Source organism: Micrococcaceae bacterium Sec5.8 (assembly GCA_039636775.1).
GTDB lineage: Bacteria > Actinomycetota > Actinomycetes > Actinomycetales > Micrococcaceae > Arthrobacter.
Window position 1 is genome coordinate 3,549,317 of the sequence record CP143429.1, and the last position, 19,508, is coordinate 3,568,824.

16 protein-coding genes, 1 pseudogene and 1 riboswitch are annotated in these 19,508 nt (G+C 68.1%); of the genes and pseudogenes, 11 read left to right on the top strand and 6 right to left on the bottom strand.

All coding sequences use genetic code 11. The features are described 5' to 3' along the window. Nucleotides 1–9 precede the first annotated feature (9 nt). The 5 genes from VUN84_16385 to VUN84_16405 all read left to right on the top strand — a co-directional run bounded on the left by VUN84_16385 (nucleotide 10) and on the right by VUN84_16405 (nucleotide 3,300). Entirely contained in the window at nucleotides 10–621 is a 612-nt protein-coding gene (locus VUN84_16385; protein XAS63851.1) for a HutD family protein, read from the top strand. Nucleotides 622–666: 45 nt separating this feature from the next. Beyond that, nucleotides 667–734, top strand: a riboswitch (guanidine-III (ykkC-III) riboswitch). 9 nt (nucleotides 735–743) lie between these two features. Continuing rightward, nucleotides 744–1,067, top strand: a complete 324-nt coding sequence (locus VUN84_16390) for an SMR family transporter (protein ID XAS63852.1) — start codon at nucleotides 744–746, stop codon at nucleotides 1,065–1,067. Further along, a complete protein-coding gene (locus VUN84_16395; GenBank protein XAS63853.1) occupies nucleotides 1,064–1,462 on the top strand; it encodes a multidrug efflux SMR transporter in 399 nt (132 codons plus the stop codon). The genes VUN84_16390 and VUN84_16395 overlap by 4 nt, the downstream gene beginning before the upstream one ends. Before the next feature lie 154 nt (nucleotides 1,463–1,616). Beyond that, nucleotides 1,617–2,627 carry an aldo/keto reductase gene (locus VUN84_16400; GenBank protein XAS63854.1) on the top strand — a complete coding sequence of 337 codons (1,011 nt, stop codon included), beginning with the start codon at nucleotides 1,617–1,619 and terminating at the stop codon, nucleotides 2,625–2,627. A 22-nt stretch (nucleotides 2,628–2,649) separates the two neighbouring features. After that, nucleotides 2,650–3,300 (top strand): MBL fold metallo-hydrolase, encoded by a 651-nt coding sequence (locus VUN84_16405; protein XAS63855.1) that lies wholly within the window; start codon nucleotides 2,650–2,652, stop codon nucleotides 3,298–3,300. Nucleotides 3,301–3,461: 161 nt separating this feature from the next. Here VUN84_16405 and VUN84_16410 read toward each other — a convergent pair whose 3' ends face one another. Both VUN84_16410 and VUN84_16415 read right to left on the bottom strand, forming a co-directional pair. Next, entirely contained in the window at nucleotides 3,462–5,375 is a 1,914-nt protein-coding gene (locus VUN84_16410) for a DEAD/DEAH box helicase (GenBank protein ID XAS63856.1), read from the bottom strand. A gap of 320 nt (nucleotides 5,376–5,695) precedes the next feature. Further along, the gene (locus tag VUN84_16415; GenBank protein XAS63857.1) at nucleotides 5,696–6,037 is read right to left on the bottom strand and encodes a hypothetical protein; all 342 of its coding nucleotides are present in this window, start codon (nucleotides 6,035–6,037) and stop codon (nucleotides 5,696–5,698) included. 200 nt (nucleotides 6,038–6,237) lie between these two features. On the opposite strand from VUN84_16415, the gene VUN84_16420 reads away from it, so the two are divergent. Continuing rightward, the gene (locus VUN84_16420) at nucleotides 6,238–6,903 is read left to right on the top strand and encodes a methyltransferase domain-containing protein (GenBank protein ID XAS63858.1); all 666 of its coding nucleotides are present in this window, start codon (nucleotides 6,238–6,240) and stop codon (nucleotides 6,901–6,903) included. A 429-nt stretch (nucleotides 6,904–7,332) separates the two neighbouring features. Continuing rightward, nucleotides 7,333–8,814, top strand: a complete 1,482-nt coding sequence (locus VUN84_16425) for an amino acid permease (GenBank protein ID XAS63859.1) — start codon at nucleotides 7,333–7,335, stop codon at nucleotides 8,812–8,814. 148 nt (nucleotides 8,815–8,962) lie between these two features. Here VUN84_16425 and VUN84_16430 read toward each other — a convergent pair whose 3' ends face one another. Then, entirely contained in the window at nucleotides 8,963–10,363 is a 1,401-nt protein-coding gene (locus tag VUN84_16430; protein ID XAS63860.1) for an MFS transporter, read from the bottom strand. Nucleotides 10,364–10,671: 308 nt separating this feature from the next. After that, the gene (locus VUN84_16435) at nucleotides 10,672–11,904 is read right to left on the bottom strand and encodes an MFS transporter (protein ID XAS65882.1); all 1,233 of its coding nucleotides are present in this window, start codon (nucleotides 11,902–11,904) and stop codon (nucleotides 10,672–10,674) included. 167 nt (nucleotides 11,905–12,071) lie between these two features. Between VUN84_16435 and trmB the strand changes: the two genes are divergently transcribed. Next, nucleotides 12,072–12,995 (top strand): tRNA (guanosine(46)-N7)-methyltransferase TrmB, encoded by a 924-nt coding sequence (gene trmB / locus VUN84_16440; protein XAS63861.1) that lies wholly within the window; start codon nucleotides 12,072–12,074, stop codon nucleotides 12,993–12,995. A gap of 160 nt (nucleotides 12,996–13,155) precedes the next feature. After that, on the top strand, nucleotides 13,156–13,962 hold the full coding sequence (locus VUN84_16445) for a DUF1206 domain-containing protein (protein ID XAS65883.1): 807 nt from the start codon (nucleotides 13,156–13,158) through the stop codon (nucleotides 13,960–13,962). Nucleotides 13,963–13,969: 7 nt separating this feature from the next. Here VUN84_16445 and VUN84_16450 read toward each other — a convergent pair whose 3' ends face one another. Both VUN84_16450 and VUN84_16455 read right to left on the bottom strand, forming a co-directional pair. Next, the gene (locus VUN84_16450) at nucleotides 13,970–14,662 is read right to left on the bottom strand and encodes a zf-HC2 domain-containing protein (protein XAS63862.1); all 693 of its coding nucleotides are present in this window, start codon (nucleotides 14,660–14,662) and stop codon (nucleotides 13,970–13,972) included. After that, nucleotides 14,659–15,160, bottom strand: a pseudogene (locus tag VUN84_16455) (sigma-70 family RNA polymerase sigma factor). The gene VUN84_16450 and the pseudogene VUN84_16455 overlap by 4 nt, the downstream one beginning before the upstream one ends. A 187-nt stretch (nucleotides 15,161–15,347) precedes the next feature. On the opposite strand from VUN84_16455, the gene VUN84_16460 reads away from it, so the two are divergent. Beyond that, nucleotides 15,348–15,881, top strand: a complete 534-nt coding sequence (locus VUN84_16460) for a hypothetical protein (protein XAS63863.1) — start codon at nucleotides 15,348–15,350, stop codon at nucleotides 15,879–15,881. A 116-nt stretch (nucleotides 15,882–15,997) separates the two neighbouring features. After that, on the top strand, nucleotides 15,998–19,465 hold the full coding sequence (locus VUN84_16465) for a DEAD/DEAH box helicase (GenBank protein ID XAS63864.1): 3,468 nt from the start codon (nucleotides 15,998–16,000) through the stop codon (nucleotides 19,463–19,465). Nucleotides 19,466–19,508 lie beyond the last annotated feature (43 nt).

A 19,508-nucleotide genomic window follows, 5' to 3' on the forward strand; every position in this document is an offset into this window, starting at 1 on the left:
GGTTGAGCCATGGACATCATCCGCTATGCCGAGCTGAAAGCCCACCCCTGGCGCAAAGGCGGCGGGGTGACCCGAGAAGTGGCCCGCCATTCCTCGGCCACCCAGGACCGCGGGGACAGCCAGGACGGCGCCGGATCATCGGACGGCTGGGACTGGCGGGTGAGCATCGCCGACGTGTCCAAGGCCGGTGAATTCTCGGCATTCCCCGGCATGGACCGCGTCCTCACTGTGGTGGAGGGCGAGCTGCTGCTGTTGAGCGTTGACGGCGCCGAGCACCCACTCGAGAAGTACCGGCCGTTCCGGTTCTCCGGCGATGCCGCCGCGGCCGGGGCGCTGCCCACGGGCGACATCCGCGACCTGAACGTCATCACCCGCCGCGGCACCTTCAAGGGCTACACCTCCATCATCGAGCTCTCGAAAAAGCGGGCGCATCCGGTGTTCGCGGGCCAGCTCGGCATCCTGCTGCAGGGCCAGGCCGCGGTGGCGCCCGGGCGAACGGCCGGTGCCGCACCAACGACCCTGGAACGCTACGACGCCGTCATCGGTTCGGACACGGCCTCCCCCGAAATCCTGGGCCGCGGCTTCCTGGCAGTCGTATCGATCGACGCCGTCGCGAACTAAGGTCCCCGAAGTTCACCTGTCCGCAGTGGCGTTGCTAGGCTAGAATGAAGGCCGCCTTCTCCGCGGCCTCCGGACGACGGATCAGTACCCGGCACGCGACAAGACTGGCCACAGGAGCATTCATGTCGTGGTTGATTCTCATCTTGTCCGGCTCACTCGAAGCCGTGTGGGCCGCAGCCCTGCACCGGACTTCCCAGGTCAGCGGCCGACGCCGGATCAAACCGGCCGCTATTTTCCTCGTGTCCGTTCTGGCGAGTACCGGCGGCCTCGCCATTGCCATGCAGTCCATCCCCACCGGCACCGCCTATGCCGTCTGGGTGGGCGTCGGCGTGGTGCTCACCTCCGCGTACGCGATGGCCACCAAAGTTGAGCCCGCGACCGCCGGCCGGATCCTGCTGCTCGGCGGAATCGTGGCCTGCGTGGCCGGCCTGAAGCTGGTGGCATGATGGCTGCCCGAGGTGCCCCCGCGAACACTCTGGCCTGGCTTATTCTGCTCGCCTCCGCCGTCTTGGAAGCAGTCTGGGCCACGGCGCTGGGCCTCTCCGACGGCTTCACTCAACCCGTGCCCACGCTCGTGTTCGCGGTGACCGCGTCGCTGAGCATGGCGGGTCTGGGCCTGGCCGTGAAGAGCATTCCCCTCGGCACCGCCTACGCCGTCTGGGTGGGAATCGGTGCGGCATTGACTGTCGGCTGGGCGATGGCGACCGGCGTCGAGCCTGCTAGCCCGCTGAAATTGTTGTTTATCGCCGGAGTTGTGGGCTGCGCGGCCGGACTGAAGCTGCTGCCGGCGACGCCGAAGGCGCCGGAGGCGCCCTTCCCGGGGGGATCTCCCCACGTTTGAGCCCGTACGACGGCGTGTGACGGCGGCGCACCGTGGGACCGGCTGCGCAACCATCCAAAGTTGAGGAAAAGCCGGCGCCGATGCCGGAATAGCCGCCGGCCCGCCGGGGTTCTTGGCTAGGACGGCACTTCCGGCAGCAACTAGGAGACCCAGGATGACGGCAGCATCAGTCCAGCTCGGCGACGGCCTCAGCGTCAGCCCCCTGGGGTTCGGCGGCATGGCCCTGACCCCGGTATACGGCGACGTGGATCCGGTGGAAGCCCTGGCCACCCTGCACCACGCGGTGGATGCCGGGGTCAGCTTCATCGACACGGCGGACATTTACGGCGGCGGCAGCAACGAGGAGCTGATCGCCAAGCTGCTGAAGGAACGCCGCGGCGAGGTACAGCTCGCCAGCAAGTTTGGCCTGGTGGGCAACCCTGCCGCCGGCTACTCCGATATCCGCGGTGACGCGGCCTATGTCCGGGAGGCCGTGGACCGCAGCCTGACGCGCCTGGGGACCGACACCCTCGACCTGTATTACATGCACCGCCGCGACCTCCGCGTTCCGATTGTGGAAACCGTGGAGGCCATGGCGGGGCTGGTGCGGGCCGGCAAGGTGCGGCACCTCGGCTTGTCCGAGGTGACGGCCGAGGAGCTCCGGGAAGCCAACAGCGTCCACCCAATCGCCGCTGTCCAGAGCGAGTGGTCCATCTGGAGCCGCGATGTGGAACGCAACGTGGTTCCTGCCGCGGCTGAACTGGGGGTGGGGTTTGTGCCCTACTCGCCGCTGGGCCGGGGATTCCTCACCGGTACCGTGGACGTTGCAAAGCTTGGCAGCAACGATTTCCGCCGCAACATCCCCCGCTTCGCCGACGACGCAGTGGACGCCAACCAGGCCGTAGTGGCCGCAGTCCGGGGCGTCGCTGCTGAACTGACCGACGCCGGGCAAACTGCCACACCGGCCCAGGTGGCCTTGGCGTGGCTCCTGGCGCAGGGCCGAAAGCTGGGGCTGCCCGTGGTTCCAATCCCCGGCACCCGCAGAGCAAACCGGATCGACGAGAACCTGGGAGCCCTGACGCTGGACATCACCCCGGCGCAACTGGCGACGCTCGACGCCGCCGCGGACGCCGTCGTCGGCTCCCGCTCCGCGAACCCCAGCTGGGTGTCACAGGGCCGCGAATAGCCTCTTTCGTAGACTGAAGCCCATGGACTCGCTAATTCATTCGTTAAGGGACATCACCATCCGCCGGATTTCGGTCAGCGAGATGGATAACAACGTGTATCTGCTCACCGGCAAGGAATCCGGTGCGCAGCTCCTGATCGACGCGGCCGATGATTTGACCGCCATCCAGGGGCTGCTGGCCGACGCGGCCGCAGATACCTCCGCGGCACCGAAGCTGGCGCTGATTGCCACCACCCACCAACACTGGGACCACGTCCGCGCGCTGCCGGGCCTGGTGGAGGCAACCGGCGTCAAAACGGCGGCCGGGGCGGATGACGCCCCCGAGCTGCCGGTGCCGGTAGATGTGCTGCTGGGTCACGGGGACGTCGGCAACTTCGACGGCTTCGACGTGACAGCAGTGCACCTGCGCGGCCATACCCCGGGGTCGATCGCACTGGTGTACCAGGACCCGGCGGGCCCGGCGCACGTCTTCTCCGGAGATTCGCTGTTCCCCGGCGGAGTGGGCAACACTCAACAGGATCCTCAGCGGTTCGCCCAGCTGATCAGCGATGTCAGTGAGCGGCTCTTCGAGGTGTACCCGGATGACACCGTGGTGCACCCCGGCCATGGCAAGCCGACCACCCTCGGTGCGGAACGCCCGCACCTGGAAGAGTGGCGCGCCCGCGGCTGGTGACCGGCGGTTTTTCGCGGCAGGTCCGGACAGCCGCCGCGCTTTCGGACAGCCGCCGCGCTTTCGGACAGCCGCTACGCTTTCGGACGGCCGCTGCGGGGATCCCCGTAGCGGCCGTCCGTTTGCGTAGCGCGAGCTACTTTGCGTAGCGGGAAACCGAAACCTTAGCGGCTGCGGCGTTCGTTCGAAGCCGGTGCGGACGCGCGGCGGGGGCCGCCGCTGCGTGCCGGACGGCCTTCGCTGGAGCGGCCGTTGCCGCCGCCTGCGTAGGATCCGCCCGAAGTGCCGCCGGTGTTGGAGGACCAAACCGCGGCGTTGGTGCCGGTCTTGCTGCCGCCGGTCTTGGCGCCGGCTGCTGCACGCTGGCCTGTTGCCGGACGACCGCCGCGGGCGCCCCCGGTGGCGCCGCCCGTACGGGGAGCACCGCCTGTGCGCGGTGCGCCGCTGCGGGGTGCGCCGCTGCGGGGAGCCGAGGCGCCCCGGGCGTCACTGCGCCCTTCGGCAGCGCGTCCGTCAGAGCCGCGGCCGGCCGCCGCACGGCCACCCGCAGCCGGAACATCGTTGCGGTGGGCGCCGTAAGAGGTCGAGCGGGCCCGGGTGCTGCGGCGCTCGGCACGCTCGGCATCCATCCGGTCCTCGTTGCGCTCAATGACGCGGTCCGCGGCGTTGCGCGCGGCGGCCTGGCCTTCGTAGGCCACGGCACGGCGCTCGGCACGCGGAAGATCGGTGCGGGGAGCCTCGGCTCCGACGCGTCCGCGTCCACCACGGCCACCCCGGCCACCCGCAGTGGGTGCCGCCTGGGTGGTGCGGCGGGCGCGCTTGCGCTCGGCGTTGGCGCCGGTGGAGTTGCCGCCGCCCTGGTTGGACTTGGCGGCCAGCAATGCTGCGCGGGTGCGGGGATCGATCTTGTCGGCCATTTCGCCCACCAGCTCGGCGACCAGCGGCGAGTTGGCGGTGACACGCTCGAAGTTGACGTCGACGCCGGCAGCTTTCATGAGCTTTTTGACGTCCGACTGCTGCTCCGGCAGGGTCAGCGTGACCACGGTGCCGTCGGAACCGGCGCGGGCGGTACGGCCCGAGCGGTGCAGGTAAGCCTTGTGCTCTGTGGGCGGATCCACGTGGATGACCAGCTCGACGTCGTCGACGTGGACGCCGCGGGCTGCGACGTCGGTGGCGACCAGGACGCGGACCTCGCCGGAGGAGAACTCGGCCAGGTTACGGTCACGGGCGTTCTGCGAGAGGTTGCCGTGCAGATCGACGGCGGGGATCCCGGCGTCGGTCAGGGTCTTGGCAAGCTTGCGGGCGTGGTGCTTGGTGCGCAGGAAGAGCACCCGGCGGCCGGAGCCCGAGGCGAGCTCAACGATCAGCTGCTTCTTGACGGTCTGGTCGTTAACCACGAGCACGTGGTGCTCCATGGTGGTGACCGCGGCCTGTGATTCATCCACGGCGTGGGTCAGCGGGTTGGACAGGTAACGCTGGACGATCTTGTCCACGCCGTTATCCAGGGTGGCGGAGAACAGCATGCGCTGGCCCTGGCTGGGAGTCATGTCCATGAGCTTCTTCACCACCGGGAGGAAGCCGAGGTCGGCCATGTGGTCGGCCTCGTCAAGAACAGTGATCTCGACGCCCTCGAGGGTCAGGATGCGCTGGCGGATCAGGTCCTCCAGGCGGCCCGGGCAGGCGATGACGATGTCGACGCCGGCGCGCAGTGCCTTTTCCTGGCGGGCCTGGGAGATGCCGCCGTAAATCACGGTGGTGTTCAGGCCCATGGCTTTGGCCATCGGCTCGATCGTGGCGTTCAGCTGGGTGGCCAGTTCACGGGTCGGCGCAAGGACCAGACCCATCGGGCGGCCCGGCTTCCGGAAATGCTTCGCTTCCCGCTCAGCGAGTCGTGCTACAAGCGGGATGGCGAAAGCAATGGTCTTGCCGGAGCCGGTGCGGCCGCGGCCCAGGACGTCGCGTCCGGCCAGGGTGTCCGGAAGGGTCTTGACCTGAATGGGGAACGGTTCAACGATTCCCTGGGCGGTGAGGGTGTCGGCGAGAGCCTTAGGCGTGCCGAGGGCAGCAAAAGTAGTCATAAGTTTCAAGGTCTTTCAGGCGGTATCCATACGGATATCGGCCCCCGGCGCCGGTTGGGTCAGGGGTTCGCCGAAGAAAAGTCAGGTGATCAACCGGCCAGCTGCTGAAAAAGCCGGCGGCCAGGACCAAATAGAACGCGTTCATCGACGCAGGATGTGCCTCTCACATGAAAAAGTCCCACTCCTGAACGGACTCCGATAGGAATCCAGCAGGGGAACCGGTTGATGAACCGGACTGGTCATTGAAGACCAAAAGTGGGCATCACTGCACATCAAGTTAGACCAGTCTATCATCTAGCCGGGCCGGGGGCACTTTCGGGTCAGGACGCGAAGCCGGGCTCCTGGAACAGCGGGACGTTCGATCCCGAAGTCCCGGTAGCAGAATAGGCGGTGGTTGAAGGTGCGGTGGGCGACGGCGCACCGGCCAGTTGCGTGGCCGCCCGATCGCCGGGACCCTCGGCCCGCAGGATGACCAGCGCCTCCGCGTCGATCAGACGCCGCATGCCGGTCCGTGCATCCACAATCCAAAACAGGTCCGTGGCCCTCACCGTCCGGATGACTTTTCCCCGGTGGAACAATTTGCCGTTGTGCCAGGCTTCGATCTCATCCCCCGCCGACAACTCCCCGCTCGAGTAAACCTGCCGTGCGTCCTCCCCAGGCATGGGCTGCTCCTTCCCCGATCCGGATCCACCTCGATGTCATTCCGCTCTCCAGCTCCAGACTCCACCGTCGAAGTTTCGACCGCATTTCCGGGCGGTGATGTTCGCGTGTCGATTTTGCGGCACCTCCTACGTGGCGGTGTCGCCGGCGGCATTCCCCTGCCATGATGTGGAAGGGGACCGCCCAACTGGTGAGGACAACGATGACCGAGCACGAACACTCCGAACAGGACAGCAACGCCAGCGCCGCCCAGGTGTGGGACGAGAAATACCGCAGCCGGGCCCGAATTTGGAGCGGTGAGCCGAACGCGCAACTCATAGCGGAGGCCGCGGCCCTTCCCGCTGGCGCAGCCCTGGATCTGGGATGCGGCGAAGGCGCCGACGCCATCTGGCTCGCGAGCCGCGGATGGACAGTCACCGCCGTCGACGTCTCCGCCGTCGCCCTGGAACGCGCCGAAGCCCACGCGCGCGACCGCGGCCAGAGCGGGAACATCACCTGGGTCCTGCAGGATCTCGCCACCTGGGTACCGGATGAGCTCTTCGACCTGGTGACGGCACAGTTCCTGCATTCCACCGTGATGCCCTGGCAGCAGGCCCTGCAGCTGGCTGCCGCCGCCGTGCGGACCGGGGGAGCATTGTTGATTGTGGGCCACCACCCGGACGGGCTCCCGCCGTGGACCGAGCATCACGACCACGCCCCGGACCGGTTCTACACAGCCGAAACCCTTGCCCGTGAGCTGGGAATTGAGGCGCCCGAATGGCGGCTCGACGTCGTCGACACCAGGCACCGCAGCGTCACCGGGCCCGACGGCGAGGCCGCTGACCTGACAGACGCCGTGCTGCGCGCCACCCGCCTCGCCGCGCACTGAGCAGAGCGTCCCCGGCGGGCGACGGCTGCTGAACCATGGGAGCAGCGGCCCGACATGACGCCGGACATGGGGCGACAGCTGAGTGCGGGTTTCTCGACAAATGTCGAGCCGCGCCAAGCGCCGCCAACCGCGGCGACGCCGCCGGAAACCGGGATCAGCAGGCGGGGCCGGCGTCGGAAAAACCGGCCGTCACACCGAAGAAGACCACTTCCCGCCCAGCCGGGGACCCCTCCTGCACCCCGGCCCGGCCCGCGGCCTGCCCGTCCGGCCACCGTCGGGCAGAACCCAGATGCCGCCGTCGACCCCGGGCCCGGCCCTCTACGCTTAATGCACACACCACCGTGTTACCCCCATCACACAGCTGATGGATCCGCGCGGCCCGGCGGGACGTCCTCCGCCCCGGCCCGCCCGTAACGAGGAAGAAGCTCCATGTCTGAACGCACCTTCACAGCTGCACCGGCCGTCGCGCCGCAGTCCCCCAGCAGCCACGGCCAGGAACCGCACCTCGCCCGCGCCCTGGGCAACCGCCATATCCAATTGCTCGCCATCGGCGGCGCGATTGGCACCGGGCTGTTCATGGGCTCCGGCAAGACCATCTCGCTGGCCGGGCCGTCCGTCATCTTCGTCTACATGATCATCGGCTTCATGCTGTTTTTCGTCATGCGCGCGATGGGCGAGATTCTGCTCTCCAACCTGGAGTACAAGTCCTTCAGCGACTTCGCGGGCGACCTCCTGGGCCCTTGGGCCGGCTTCGTCACCGGCTGGTCCTACTGGTTCTTCTGGGTGGTGACCGGCGTGGCCGACATCGTGGCGATCGCCGGATACGTCGACAAGCTCGCACCGGGTACGCCGCTGTGGATCCCCGCCCTCATCACACCGGTCGTACTGATCCTGCTGAATCTGCCCAGTGTCAAGGCGTTCGGTGAAGCGGAGTTCTGGTTCGCCATTATCAAGGTGGTGGCCATCCTCGCCCTCATCGCCACCGGCATCGTCATGATCGCCAGCCACTTCACCTCCCCCAACGGCGCCGTCGCCAGCCTGTCCAACCTGTGGAACGACGGCGGCATGTTCCCGCACGGGGTGTTCGGTTTTGTCCTGGGCTTCCAGATCGCCATCTTCGCCTTCGCCGGCATCGAGCTCGTGGGCACGGCAGCAGCGGAAACGAAGGATCCCGAGAAGAACCTGCCGCGCGCCATCAACTCCATCCCCATCCGGGTCCTCTTGTTCTACGTCGGCGCCCTGGTGGTCATCATGGCAGTCAACCCCTGGCGCAGCATCGACCCCGCCAGCAGCCCGTTTATTGGCATGTTCACGCTCGCCGGGCTGGGCATTGCCGCGGTGGTCATCAACCTGGTGGTGCTGACCTCCGCCGCGTCGAGTGCCAACTCCGGCATCTACTCCACCTCCCGCATGGTCTACGGCCTCGCCCAGGACGGCAACGCCCCCAATGCCTTTGGCAAGCTGAGCCCGCGCAAGGTCCCGCAGAACGCCCTGCTGTTCTCCTGCATCTTCCTGCTGGCCGGCCTGATCCTGCTTTATGCCGGCGACTCCGTGATCGGCGCCTTCACCATCGTCACGTCGGTGGCTTCCGTGCTGACCATGTTCGTCTGGTCGATGATCCTGATCAGCTACATCGTGTTCCGCCGCCGCCGGCCCGCGCTGCACGCAGCATCGACGTTCAAGATGCCGGGCTCAGGGTTCATGCCCTACGTCGTGCTCGCCTTCTTCGGCTTCATGCTGGTGGCACTCGGCCAGGCCGACGACACCCGTCTGGCCCTGCTGATCACCCCGGTCTGGTTCCTGCTCCTGGGCGGCGCCTGGTACTTCAACCGCCGGACCCCGCTCCAGCAGGCCCGGATCGCGGAATGGCAGGCCCTCCGCAGCTCCGAAAAAGTACCGGCAGCACGCTAAAAACCACCAGTGCGGGCCAGTCGCTGCACAAAGGCGCCGGAGTCCTCCGGCGCCTTTGTGCGCCGCTCCCCGATCACTTCCTTCGTCCACGCGAGTCGCAGCAGGGTCCTCGCGGGCACGTGGACCGTATCGTCCCGGGTGCTGTTCGTTAACGGCGGTCCATCACCCGCGGGGCGACCACCACTGTGGCCACGCCGATCACCGCAGTCAGGGCAAACACGCCGCCGAAGGATCCCGCCGCCGTCGAAAACGCGGCGAAGATCAGGCCCGTGGTGGCGAGGGAGAGCGCCCCGCCCAGGGAATCGGAAATGGACATCGCTGAACTGTTGAAGCCCTCGTTGTGCTTGCTGGACAGCGCCAGCGTCATCACGCTCAACCGCGCGTACATCACTCCCATGCCGCCGCCGGCGAACACCCAGGCGGCGATGGCGACGGCGGCGGGCCAGCCAAGGACAGTGGTTGCCAGAACCAGGATGACGCCGAAGAGCACCAGGGCCGCGCCGATCCGGACCGCGCGGCGGTTATCCAGGCGGGCCCCGAGACGGCCCTGGATGGCTGAGCCGGCGGCCCATGCCACAGCGCCGCCCGTGAGCGTCAGCCCGGCGAACGTCGGGGAGAATTCGTAGCGCTCCACCAGCAGATACGGCAGGTAAACCTCTGCGCCGAAGAACGCCGCCGCGGCCAGGCCACGGGTGAGGATGACACTGGGCAGGCCGCGGCGGGCGGTCAATGTTCCCGGCGGAACCAGCGGCCGGACAGCGATGAACGCCACCGCGACGGCCGCCACGGCCGCGACTCCGCCCGCCACCGGAAGCCGGGACGACAAGTTCAGGGCGAGCACGGCGAGCGCCGCGAGGACGGCCCAAGCCAGCCTGCCCAGGCCCGAGGCCCGGCGCACGGTTGGGGGCGCCGGGGTGGAACTGTCCCGGGTTCCGCCGTTGGGCGCGCCGCGCAGCCCGCGCAGTGCAGGGACGATCATCAGCAGGGCGGGCACCACCAGGCCCACCACGCCCAGGAACACCCAGTGCCAGCTGAACAGCTGGGCGACCAGCCCGGCGGCAAAAGGGCCCACCATTGAGGGAATCACCCACGCCGCGGAAAACGCGGCAAAAATCTTCGGGTACAGGACGGGGGAATACACCCGGGCGATCACCACGTACAGCGCCACGGTCAAGGCGCCGCCACCCAGGCCCTGGACCAGCCGCCCGGCGACCAAGGCAGGCATAGTCCCTGCCGTACCCGCGACCAGCAGGCCGAGCACGAACATGGCCACGGCAGCGTACAACGGCCCCACCGGGCCGCGCCGGTCCGACCAGTTGCCCGCCGCCACCATACCGATGACGCCGGTGGCAAACGGGCCGGCGAACGCCAGGGCGTAGAGAGCGGCCCCGTTCAGCTCCCGGCTGACCAGCGGCATGATGGTGGTCACCGCCAGCGATTCGAAAGCGGCCAGGAAGACCAAGGCACAGGCACCAAGCGTCACCAGCAGATAGTCGCGGTGGAAGATGCCGGCTGATTCCAGCGTCGGAGCGGAGGCGTTACGGGGCAAGGTGGTGGCCTGATCGGTAGACGGGAGCGGGACTGCAGGGGTGCGGCCGCAACCGCGGCCGCACGGAATCGGGCAGCGCAGCCGGACGTTGGCCTAAGGGGAAGCATGCCACAGCGGTCCAGCAGCGGAAGACCCCACCTTCGGTCATCAGTGCGGTGGAGCCGACTTTCGCTGAGATCACCGCCGAGTGCAGCGGAGGATCACCGCACAGGGCGGCAGGAAGCACGGCCACACCTCTCTGGCGTTTCCGGCGGACAGCATCGACGTCGCCCTGCAGGCCCGCCTCCGGCCGCGGCAGTCCCACCACCTCAGCCGCCGATGTAGCGGTTCCGCCCGGCGCGGTAGCCGAACACTGCGGCCAGCGAACCGACCACGAGGAAGAGCACCCCTGCCGCCGCGAAGGATCCGGTGGTCTGGTGCAATTGGCCCACCAACAGAGTGCCGGTGGAACCAATGCCGTAGCCGACGCCCTGCATCATGCCGGACAGGTGCGCGGCCGTGTGTCCGTCCCGGGTGCGCACCATGATCAGGGTCAGCGCTGCGGCCGTCAGGCTGCCCTGGCCCAGGCCCAGCAGTCCCGTCCACAGCCAGATCAGCTGCAGCGGGCCGAAGATGCTCAATGCGAAACCGGCGCCGGTCATCAGCGCCACCACGGTGTTGATTCCCCGCTGGTCCCGGAACCTGGTGGCGAGCGCCGGCGCAAACAAGGACCCCAGCATCTGCAGCACGATCGAGGCGGAGACAATCAGCCCGGCCGTGCCGCCGTCGACTCCGCGTTCGCGCAGGATGGGGGCCAGCCAGGCGAAGACACTGAAGGACATCATCGCCTGCAGCACCATGAAGATGGTCACCTGCCAGGCGACCGCCGAGCGCCACACATTGACGCCGCCGTGCGCGCTCTGGTGCCGTCCGTGGCGCTGCCTGATGGCCAGCGGCAGAAACAACAACAACACAACACCGGCCGGCAGCGCCCAGAACTGCAGCGCCGTGGTCCACTGCCCGGTCGCGCTGAAGACCGGGTAGGTGAACCCGGCGCCCAGGGCCGCCGAAGCGCAGATCGCGGTGGTGTAGAGGCCGCCCATGAGGCCCAGCCGGTGCGGGAAGTCACGCTTCACCAGGCCGGGCAACAGCACGTTGCATAGCGAAATGGCGGCACCGCAGGCCGCCGTTCCGGCCAGCAGCGCGGGAAGGTGCCCGGCACCCCCAATTTCCAGCGGCCGCAGCACCAGCCCGGCCGTGAGAACCGCCATGGCACCCAGCAGGACCCGTTCGGCCCCGAACCGGCGGGCCAGCACGGGGGCCAGCGGAGCGAACACGCCAAGCAGCGTCACCGGCACGGTGGTCAGGACCACGACCGTCCAGCCCGGCAGGCCGGCGTCGGCGGTCACCTCCGGCAGGACCGCGGAGAAACTGGAGAAGACCGTGCGAAGGTTCAGTCCGATCAGCACCAGGCATACAGCCAGGTACGCCAGGGCGCGGCGGCTGCCCACCCGGGTTGGCTCCGCCGCGGGAACGTCGTCGATTTCGGCGTCCACCAGCACGGCGCGGCGGTCACCGGCCCCGACGGGGGCAGGGTCCGGGGAGCTTTTCGGTATGGTCACGAACCCCATTCTGGCAGGCTCCGCACCAACGGCCGCGTCACACGCCCACCGCCGGGGCGGCCGTTGCCGGCCCGGCCGGACGCCGGAACTCCACTATTCTGGAAGGGATGAGTGAATCCCCAGAGTCCCCCGAAACACCGCAGCCCGCGCGGCCCGTAACGCCCGGCAGCCAGGCCTCCTTCGGCACATATGGCGGCCGGCCGGTCAGTTTTGTGCGCCGCGGAACCCGTCTGCAGGGCCGCCGGCAGGCCGCCTGGGAGGAGCACTCTGACCGGTGGGCCATCGAAGTCCCCCGGCACATCGCCAACACCTCCGTGCACCCGGACTACATCTTCGACGCCGAAACCGAGTTTGGGCGCCTGGCCCCGCTGATCGTGGAGATCGGCTCCGGGCTGGGCGACGCCGTCTGCCACGCGGCCGAGGAGAACCCGGATAGGGACTTCCTCGCCGTCGAGGTCTATACCCCCGGATTGGCGAACACGTTGATCAAGATCAACAGCCGGGGCCTGAGCAATGTCCGTGTTGTGGAGGCAAATGCTCCCGAAGTGCTGGCCACCATGCTGCCGCCCGCGTCCGTCACGGAGCTGTGGGTCTTCTTCCCGGACCCGTGGCACAAATCCCGGCACCACAAGCGCCGACTGATCCAGCCGGCCTTCGCCGAGCTCGCTGCACGGGCGCTTAAGCCGGGCGGCCTCTGGCGGATCGCGACGGACTGGTCCAACTATGCCGTCCACGTCCGCGAGGTCCTTGCCGACTCCCCTGACTTCGAGAACCAGCACGACGGCGAGCGCAGCGGCGCGGAGAGCCCGCTCACCCAGGTGTGGGAATCCGGCGTCGAGTCCCTCGTGGGAGGCGCCCCCGTCAAGGAGGGCCGGGCCCCCGTGAGCACCGAGCACACCGGCCCCAACGAGGGCGTCGATGAGGCAGGCGGCTGGGCCCCGCGGTTCGACGGCCGGATCCTGACGAGTTTCGAGAACAAGGCGCATGAGGCGGGCCGGCTGATTTTCGACCTCAGCTACCGGCGCCGGTAAGGGCGCCGCCGGGGCCGCACGCCGCCACAGGGTACTGATCCGCGGCAGTGCTGTTCCCCGCGGGTTCCGCGTGGCACGATTACCGAAGATGCACCAACCGGACGGAACTCACGTCCGGCGGAAATAGCGAGCCAGTTGAGGGACTGCCATCAAACGAGAACTGAAGGACGCCGCGGACGCGGCGGAAGACATCACCAATTCCCCGGCATTGGAAGTGCTGGCCCGTGCCGGTTTTGCCGTGAGCGGCATCCTCCATCTGCTGATCGGACTGGTTGCGATCCGGCTTGCCATGGGCGGGGAAGGCGAGGCCGACGTCAGCGGAGCCGTTGAACAGCTCGCCGGCCAGCCGGCGGGACCGCTGCTGTTGTGGACCTGCTTCGCCGCCTGCGTCGCCCTGGCGATCTGGCAGACCAGCGATGCCATCTTTGACTTCGGGCACCTGCCGGCCAAGAAGAAGCTCGCGAACAAGCTCAAAGCAGCCCTCCAGGCCGTGGTCTATGCCGGGCTGGCCGTCACGCTGCTGTCCTTCGCCAGCGGCGCCGGCACAGACCACACCTCCTCGACCAGCGATCTCTCTGTGTCCGTGATGAAGGCGCCCGGCGGCTTCGCTCTGCTAATCGCCGTCGGCGCGGGAATCGCCGTTGCCGGCATCATCTACGCCATCCGCGGTTTTCGGCAGTCGTTCGCCAAACATATCCGGCCTCCCGCCGCGAAGGAGGCCCGGACGGCGGTGACCGTCCTCGGCGTCGTGGGCTACGCCGCGAAAGGAATCGCCTTGCTGCTGATGGGGATGTTGGTCATCATTGCCACCATCACGGCTCATCCCGAGGAGTCCACCGGGCTCGACGGCGGCCTGAAAGGCCTCCGCGACCAGCCGTTCGGCATGTACATGCTGGCTGCCATCGGCGCCGGCCTCATTTGCTACGGCATCTTCATGATGGTGCGCGCCAAACTGGCCAAGATGTGATCTCCGGCTAACCCCGGGGCACAGCGATAACCGCCATGGTCTGTTGCTGCCCGTTCCGCATCTGAACACTGGCGATGTCCGCGAGCTGCAGGGGCGTGGCGCCGGTGATCCTGACCCGCCCGCTGGGTGTCGCGGTCCACGCGCAGGCGCGCTCCTCGCCGCCGTCGCTGGCCGTAACCCACAGCGACAAAGTTCCGTCCACCGGCAGGCTACGGCCCTCCACGGCGAGCTCGGTGCCCCAGGTCTTCTTGACCATCCCGACCGTGATTTGCAGCCCGTCGCCGGCCTGGACGGAGTAGCTGGCGTCCGGTTTGGGCGGCTGATTGAACAACGGCGCGGCCAGGATGCCGAGCGCCAGGCATGCCGCTGCCGCCGCCGCGAGCGCCGCGGTCCACCGGCGTCGTACCTTCCGGCGCCGCGCGGACAGTTGGTCGAGGAGCCGCGGCGGCACGGCGGTCCGCGCGGGACCGGGAGTCTCCGGTTCCCGCCCGGCCGCGGTGGCCACGGCAGCGGCGCCAAGGGCAACGGCGTCCGGCACCGGGAGCGCGTCCAGCAGCGCCGGGATGCTGGCGAGTTCGTCCAGTTCCTGCCGGCACGCTGCGCAGCCGCCCAGATGCTGCTCGAAGGCGGCAGCCTCGTCGGGCTCCAGCCCGCCGAGCAGGTAAGCGCCCAGCAGCTGGTGGAATTCCGTGGCGCTCACCGCTGCACCCCCATTTCATCGAGGATTCGCCGGAGCGCCCGCACTGCGTAGAACGCACGGGACTTCACTGTTCCGCTCGGGATGTTCAAACTCACTGATGCCTCCTGGACGGTGTAGCGGCGGTAGTGGAGGGCCACCAGGACGTCCCGGTGTTCCGCGCTGAGCCGCAGCAGCGCCTCCTCCATCAGAACCCGGTTAAGGAGTTCGTCCACGCGTTCCTCGCCGCCAGCCGGGTCGGCCAGGTCCCGGCCCGTCGCCTCGCGGGGCCGCCGCTGAGCCTTGCGGTAGTTGTCGATCATGATGTTGCGGGCCGTCCGGAACAGGTAGCTGCGCAGGCTTCCGGTGATGGTGGGTGCCTGCTGCCAGACCCGCAGCACGGTCTCCTGCACGATGTCATCGGCCAGTTGCGGATCCCGGCATGCGCTCAGCACAAAGCGCCGAAGGGCCGGGCCGTGGTCGCGGTAAATTTGCCGCCACCACGTCTTCGTCCAGTGGCATGTCCGCCCTTCCTGGCTTCATCATTCCCTGTGCCTGTGCCCCTAAGACGTCCGGACCGGCGGACCGGTTCACGCGCGGATTCCGGGGGCCCAGTCCAGTGCCTGCTGTGAACCATTCTTCCCCCGGGGCCGTCGTATCGGGTAGCGCCGGCCCCGCCAGGTGGCCGGTCCGAGTCAAGGAGCAGCAAATGAAAAGGCACCTCAGCATTGGCTTGTCCGCTTTCACGCTCACAGCGATACTCTCCGGCTGCGCCGGAACCGCGGGTACAGGTGGCGCCGGTACCACGGCTCCGGCAGCCGCCTCCACGCCGACCGGCAGCTCCGCGGCGGGTTCGGCGCCCGGGTCCACGCCGGCAGCCCCGGACCTCAAGGTTTCCGATTCCCCCGCCGGCAGGATCGTGGTCGACGGCCGGGGCATGAGTGTTTACTTCTATACAAAGGACGTCAAAGACTCCGGCGCGAGCGCATGCACGGGCGGCTGCGTGGCGGCGTGGCCGGCAGTCCTCGCTGCGTCCGGCACCCCGACGGTCGACGGCGTCACCGGTACCGTGGGCACCATCGCCACCCCTGACGGGAAGAAGCAGCTGACCCTTAACGGGCTGCCCGTGTACTACTACGCCAAGGATCTGGCTGCCGGTGACATCCTGGGCCAGGGCGTAGGCAGCGTCTGGTACCTCGCGACCCCGTCAGGTGACATGGCCACCGCTGCCGCCGGGTACTGACTGCCGGCGGCAGCGGAACCCGGCGGGATATCCACATGGCCGCCTGCACAGTTCAGGGAGTGCCTCCACGCTCGCTAAGATGGACCAGATGACCAACTGCTGAAAGTAGTGCGCACATGCCATCCCATCCGGACGAGAGTGCGGCACTGGCCATACAGACTCCCGCGATCAACGACCGCTCCCTCGCGGCCGGACTCGCTTATGCCATGGGGAGCCGCGTTTCCGGTATCTCCTTCGACGCTGCCACCGGGCTGATGCTCGGCAAGGTGCGCGGCGGGTCCGATGTCCCGTACTCGACGACAGCGAAACTGGTCCGGAAGGCGGGCAGCTGGAGCTGCACCGTGGGCGTGTGCAGCTGCCCGGTCCGCAAGGACTGCAAACACGTGGCCGCGCTGCTGTTTGCCGCCGAGGACAATCCCGCGATCCGCGTCCAGTTGCTGGCCCCCGCCGACGTCAGCCGGCTCTCGCGGCAGGCCCCGGTCCTGGAGGTGCCGGACTGGGAACAGGCGCTCAGCCCCCTGATCGCCCAGCCGGGAATCACGCAGTCCACCAACGGGATCCCGCTGGCCCTCCAGTTTGAGCTCGAAGAGCCCGCCCCGCACTTTTCTTATACCGGGCGCCGGGACCCGCTGCGCAGTGTCCGGCAACTGAAGGCCCGTCCCGTGATCATGGGCGCCAAGGGCAAGTGGATCCGCGGCGACGTCTCCTGGAACACCCTGAGCTACCTCAGTTACCGGCGTGAATGCAACGAATCCCACGTCGAGTGGATGCAGGAATTCCTCGCCGCGCACACCGCCCAGGCCAACCGCCAGCATGCCGGTACCGGCCTGTGGCTGGGCCTGAACACCTACGCCGGCAAGAACCTGTGGAGTCTGCTTGCCCAGGCCCGGAAGATCGGCGTCGCCCTCGTCCACAGCCGGGGCACGGAGCCGGTGCGGCTCGTGGAGCAGCCGGCCGCCGTCGGGCTCAACCTGGCCCGGTTCGGTGCTGCGCCGGTCCCGGCGGACGGGGACGACGCCGTCATACCCGCTGCGTCCGGGGCCAACGACGCAGGGCTGTCGCTGGCCCCCGTGATCACCGTGGAAGGCGAGGTGGTCGACGCGGCATCGGTCGGGACCATCGGACGCCCAGCCCACGGTATCTTCCTGACCTCCGGGCCCGACGCGCTGCCCGGAGCCGGACCGGCGGACACCATCATTACGCTCGCGCCGCTGGAAGCGGGACTCAGCGAGGAACTGCTCACGTTCGTCACCGCCGGGACCACCCTGCACATCCCGTCCCGGGATGAGAGCCGTTTCCTGACCGGCTTCTACCCCAAGCTCAAGCAGAGCACCCGGGTCACCGCCTCCGACGAGTCCGTGGAGCTGCCCCAGCTCGCCGTTCCCACGCTGTCGCTGCTGGCCAATTACGGCGCGGACCACCGGGTCCGGCTGCACTGGGAATGGCACTACAAGTCCGGCACGCTCGTCACGTCCCAGCCGCTCTGGCGCCACCCCGGCGACCACGGTTACCGGGACGACCCCGCCGAGGCCCGCATCCTGGAAGCTCTTGGGCAACCGTGGGACGTGGTCCCGGCCCTCGGCGAGTCAGCTGCGGGCGGCTGGGGAACACCGCGGCTCGCGGCCTCCGCGGCGCTCAGCGGCCTGGACACCCTCGCATTCACCGAGGAGCTGCTCCCCCGCCTCCGGGAGGTCCCCGGCGTCAGCGTGGACACGGCCGGCGAGATCGCCGACTACCGGGAAGCCGAAGAGGCCCCGGTGGTGTCCATCTCCACCAAGGCCACCGAGCAACGGGACTGGTTTGACCTCGGCATCCAGATTTCCCTTGAGGGCCAGCCGGTGTCCTTTGCCGCGGTGTTCTCCGCCCTGGCGTCCGGCCAGACCAAGATGCTGCTTCCCAGCGGCGCCTACTTCTCCCTGGATCTCCCCGAACTGCACCAATTGCGGGCCCTGATCGAGGAGGCCCGGGAACTGCAGGACAACAAGGACGCGCCGCTGCAGATCAGCCGTTTCCAGGCCGGGCTCTGGGACGAGCTCGCGCAACTGGGCCTCGTGGACGAGCAGGCCGCGGCCTGGCGCGACGCCGTCGGCGGGCTGCTGGAAGGCGGCGTGAAGGGTCTGCCGTTGCCGGCGAGCCTCAACGCGGAGCTGCGCCCGTACCAGCTGGAGGGCTTCAACTGGCTGAGCTTCCTGTACCGGCACGGACTCGGCGGGGTGCTCGCCGATGACATGGGCCTGGGCAAAACCGTGCAGGCGCTGGCCCTGATCTGCGCTGCCAAGGACGCGGCAGCTGTGCCCGCCGCAGCGTCCGACGGCGGCGGTGCCGCTGTGGCTTCCCCCGGCTCAGCGCCCTTCCTGGTGGTGGCACCCACCAGTGTGGTGGGCAACTGGGAGGCTGAGACTGCGCGGTTCGCTCCCGGCCTAACTGTGCGCGCGGTCAGCGAGACCTTCGCAAAGAGCGGTTCAAACCCTGGCGAGGCGATGGCCGGTGCGGATATCATCATCACTTCCTACGCCTTATTCCGGATCGACTTCGAGGCCTACGCTTCCAAAGAATGGGCCGGGCTGGTACTGGACGAGGCCCAGTTCGTTAAGAACCACCAGTCCAAGGCGTACCAGTGCGCCCGGAAGCTCCCGGCGGTCTTCAAGCTCGTGATCACTGGCACCCCGCTGGAGAACAACCTCATGGAGTTCTGGGCTCTCACCTCGATTGTGGCGCCCGGCCTCTTCTCCAGCCCCAAGCGGTTCGCCGAGTATTACCAGAAACCGGTCGAAAAGAACGGTGACAAGGCGCAGCTGGACAAGCTCCGGCGTCGGGTCCGGCCGCTGATGATGCGGCGGACCAAGGAACAGGTCATCCATGACCTGCCGCCGAAGCAGGAACAGATTCTTGAAGTGGTGCTGAATCCGCGGCACCAGAAGGTTTACCAGACGCACCTGCAGCGCGAGCGCCAGAAGATCCTCGGACTGATCGACGACGTCAACAAGAACCGCTTCACCATTTTCCAGTCCCTGACGCTGCTGCGGCAGCTCAGCCTGGATCCCTCGCTGATCGACCCCTCGCTCTCCGGAGTGCGGTCCAGCAAGCTCGACGTGCTGTTCGAGCAGCTGGAGGACCTGGTAGCCGAAGGGCACCGGGCCCTGATCTTCAGCCAGTTCACCGGCTTCCTGGGCAAGGTCCGCGAGCGCCTTGTCGAGGAGAACATTGAGTTCTGCTACCTCGACGGCAGCACCCGCAACCGCACCGACGTCGTCAATGAGTTCAAAAACGGGGCTGCGCCGGTGTTCCTGATCAGCCTGAAGGCCGGCGGTTTCGGTTTGAACCTGACGGAGGCGGATTATGTGTTCCTGCTGGACCCGTGGTGGAACCCCGCCTCGGAGGCACAGGCCGTGGACCGCACGCACCGGATCGGGCAGGCCCGGAACGTCATGGTGTACCGGCTGGTCGCCAAAGACACCATTGAGGAGAAGGTCATGGCGCTCAAGGCCCGGAAATCCCAACTCTTCGCCGACGTCATGGAAGGCGATGCGCTCACGGGCGGTGCGCTCACAGCCGAGGACCTGGCCGGGCTGTTCACTGACTGAGTCCCCGGCTGGCACGGTGGACGTCTGGCGCCCGGCCGGGAGG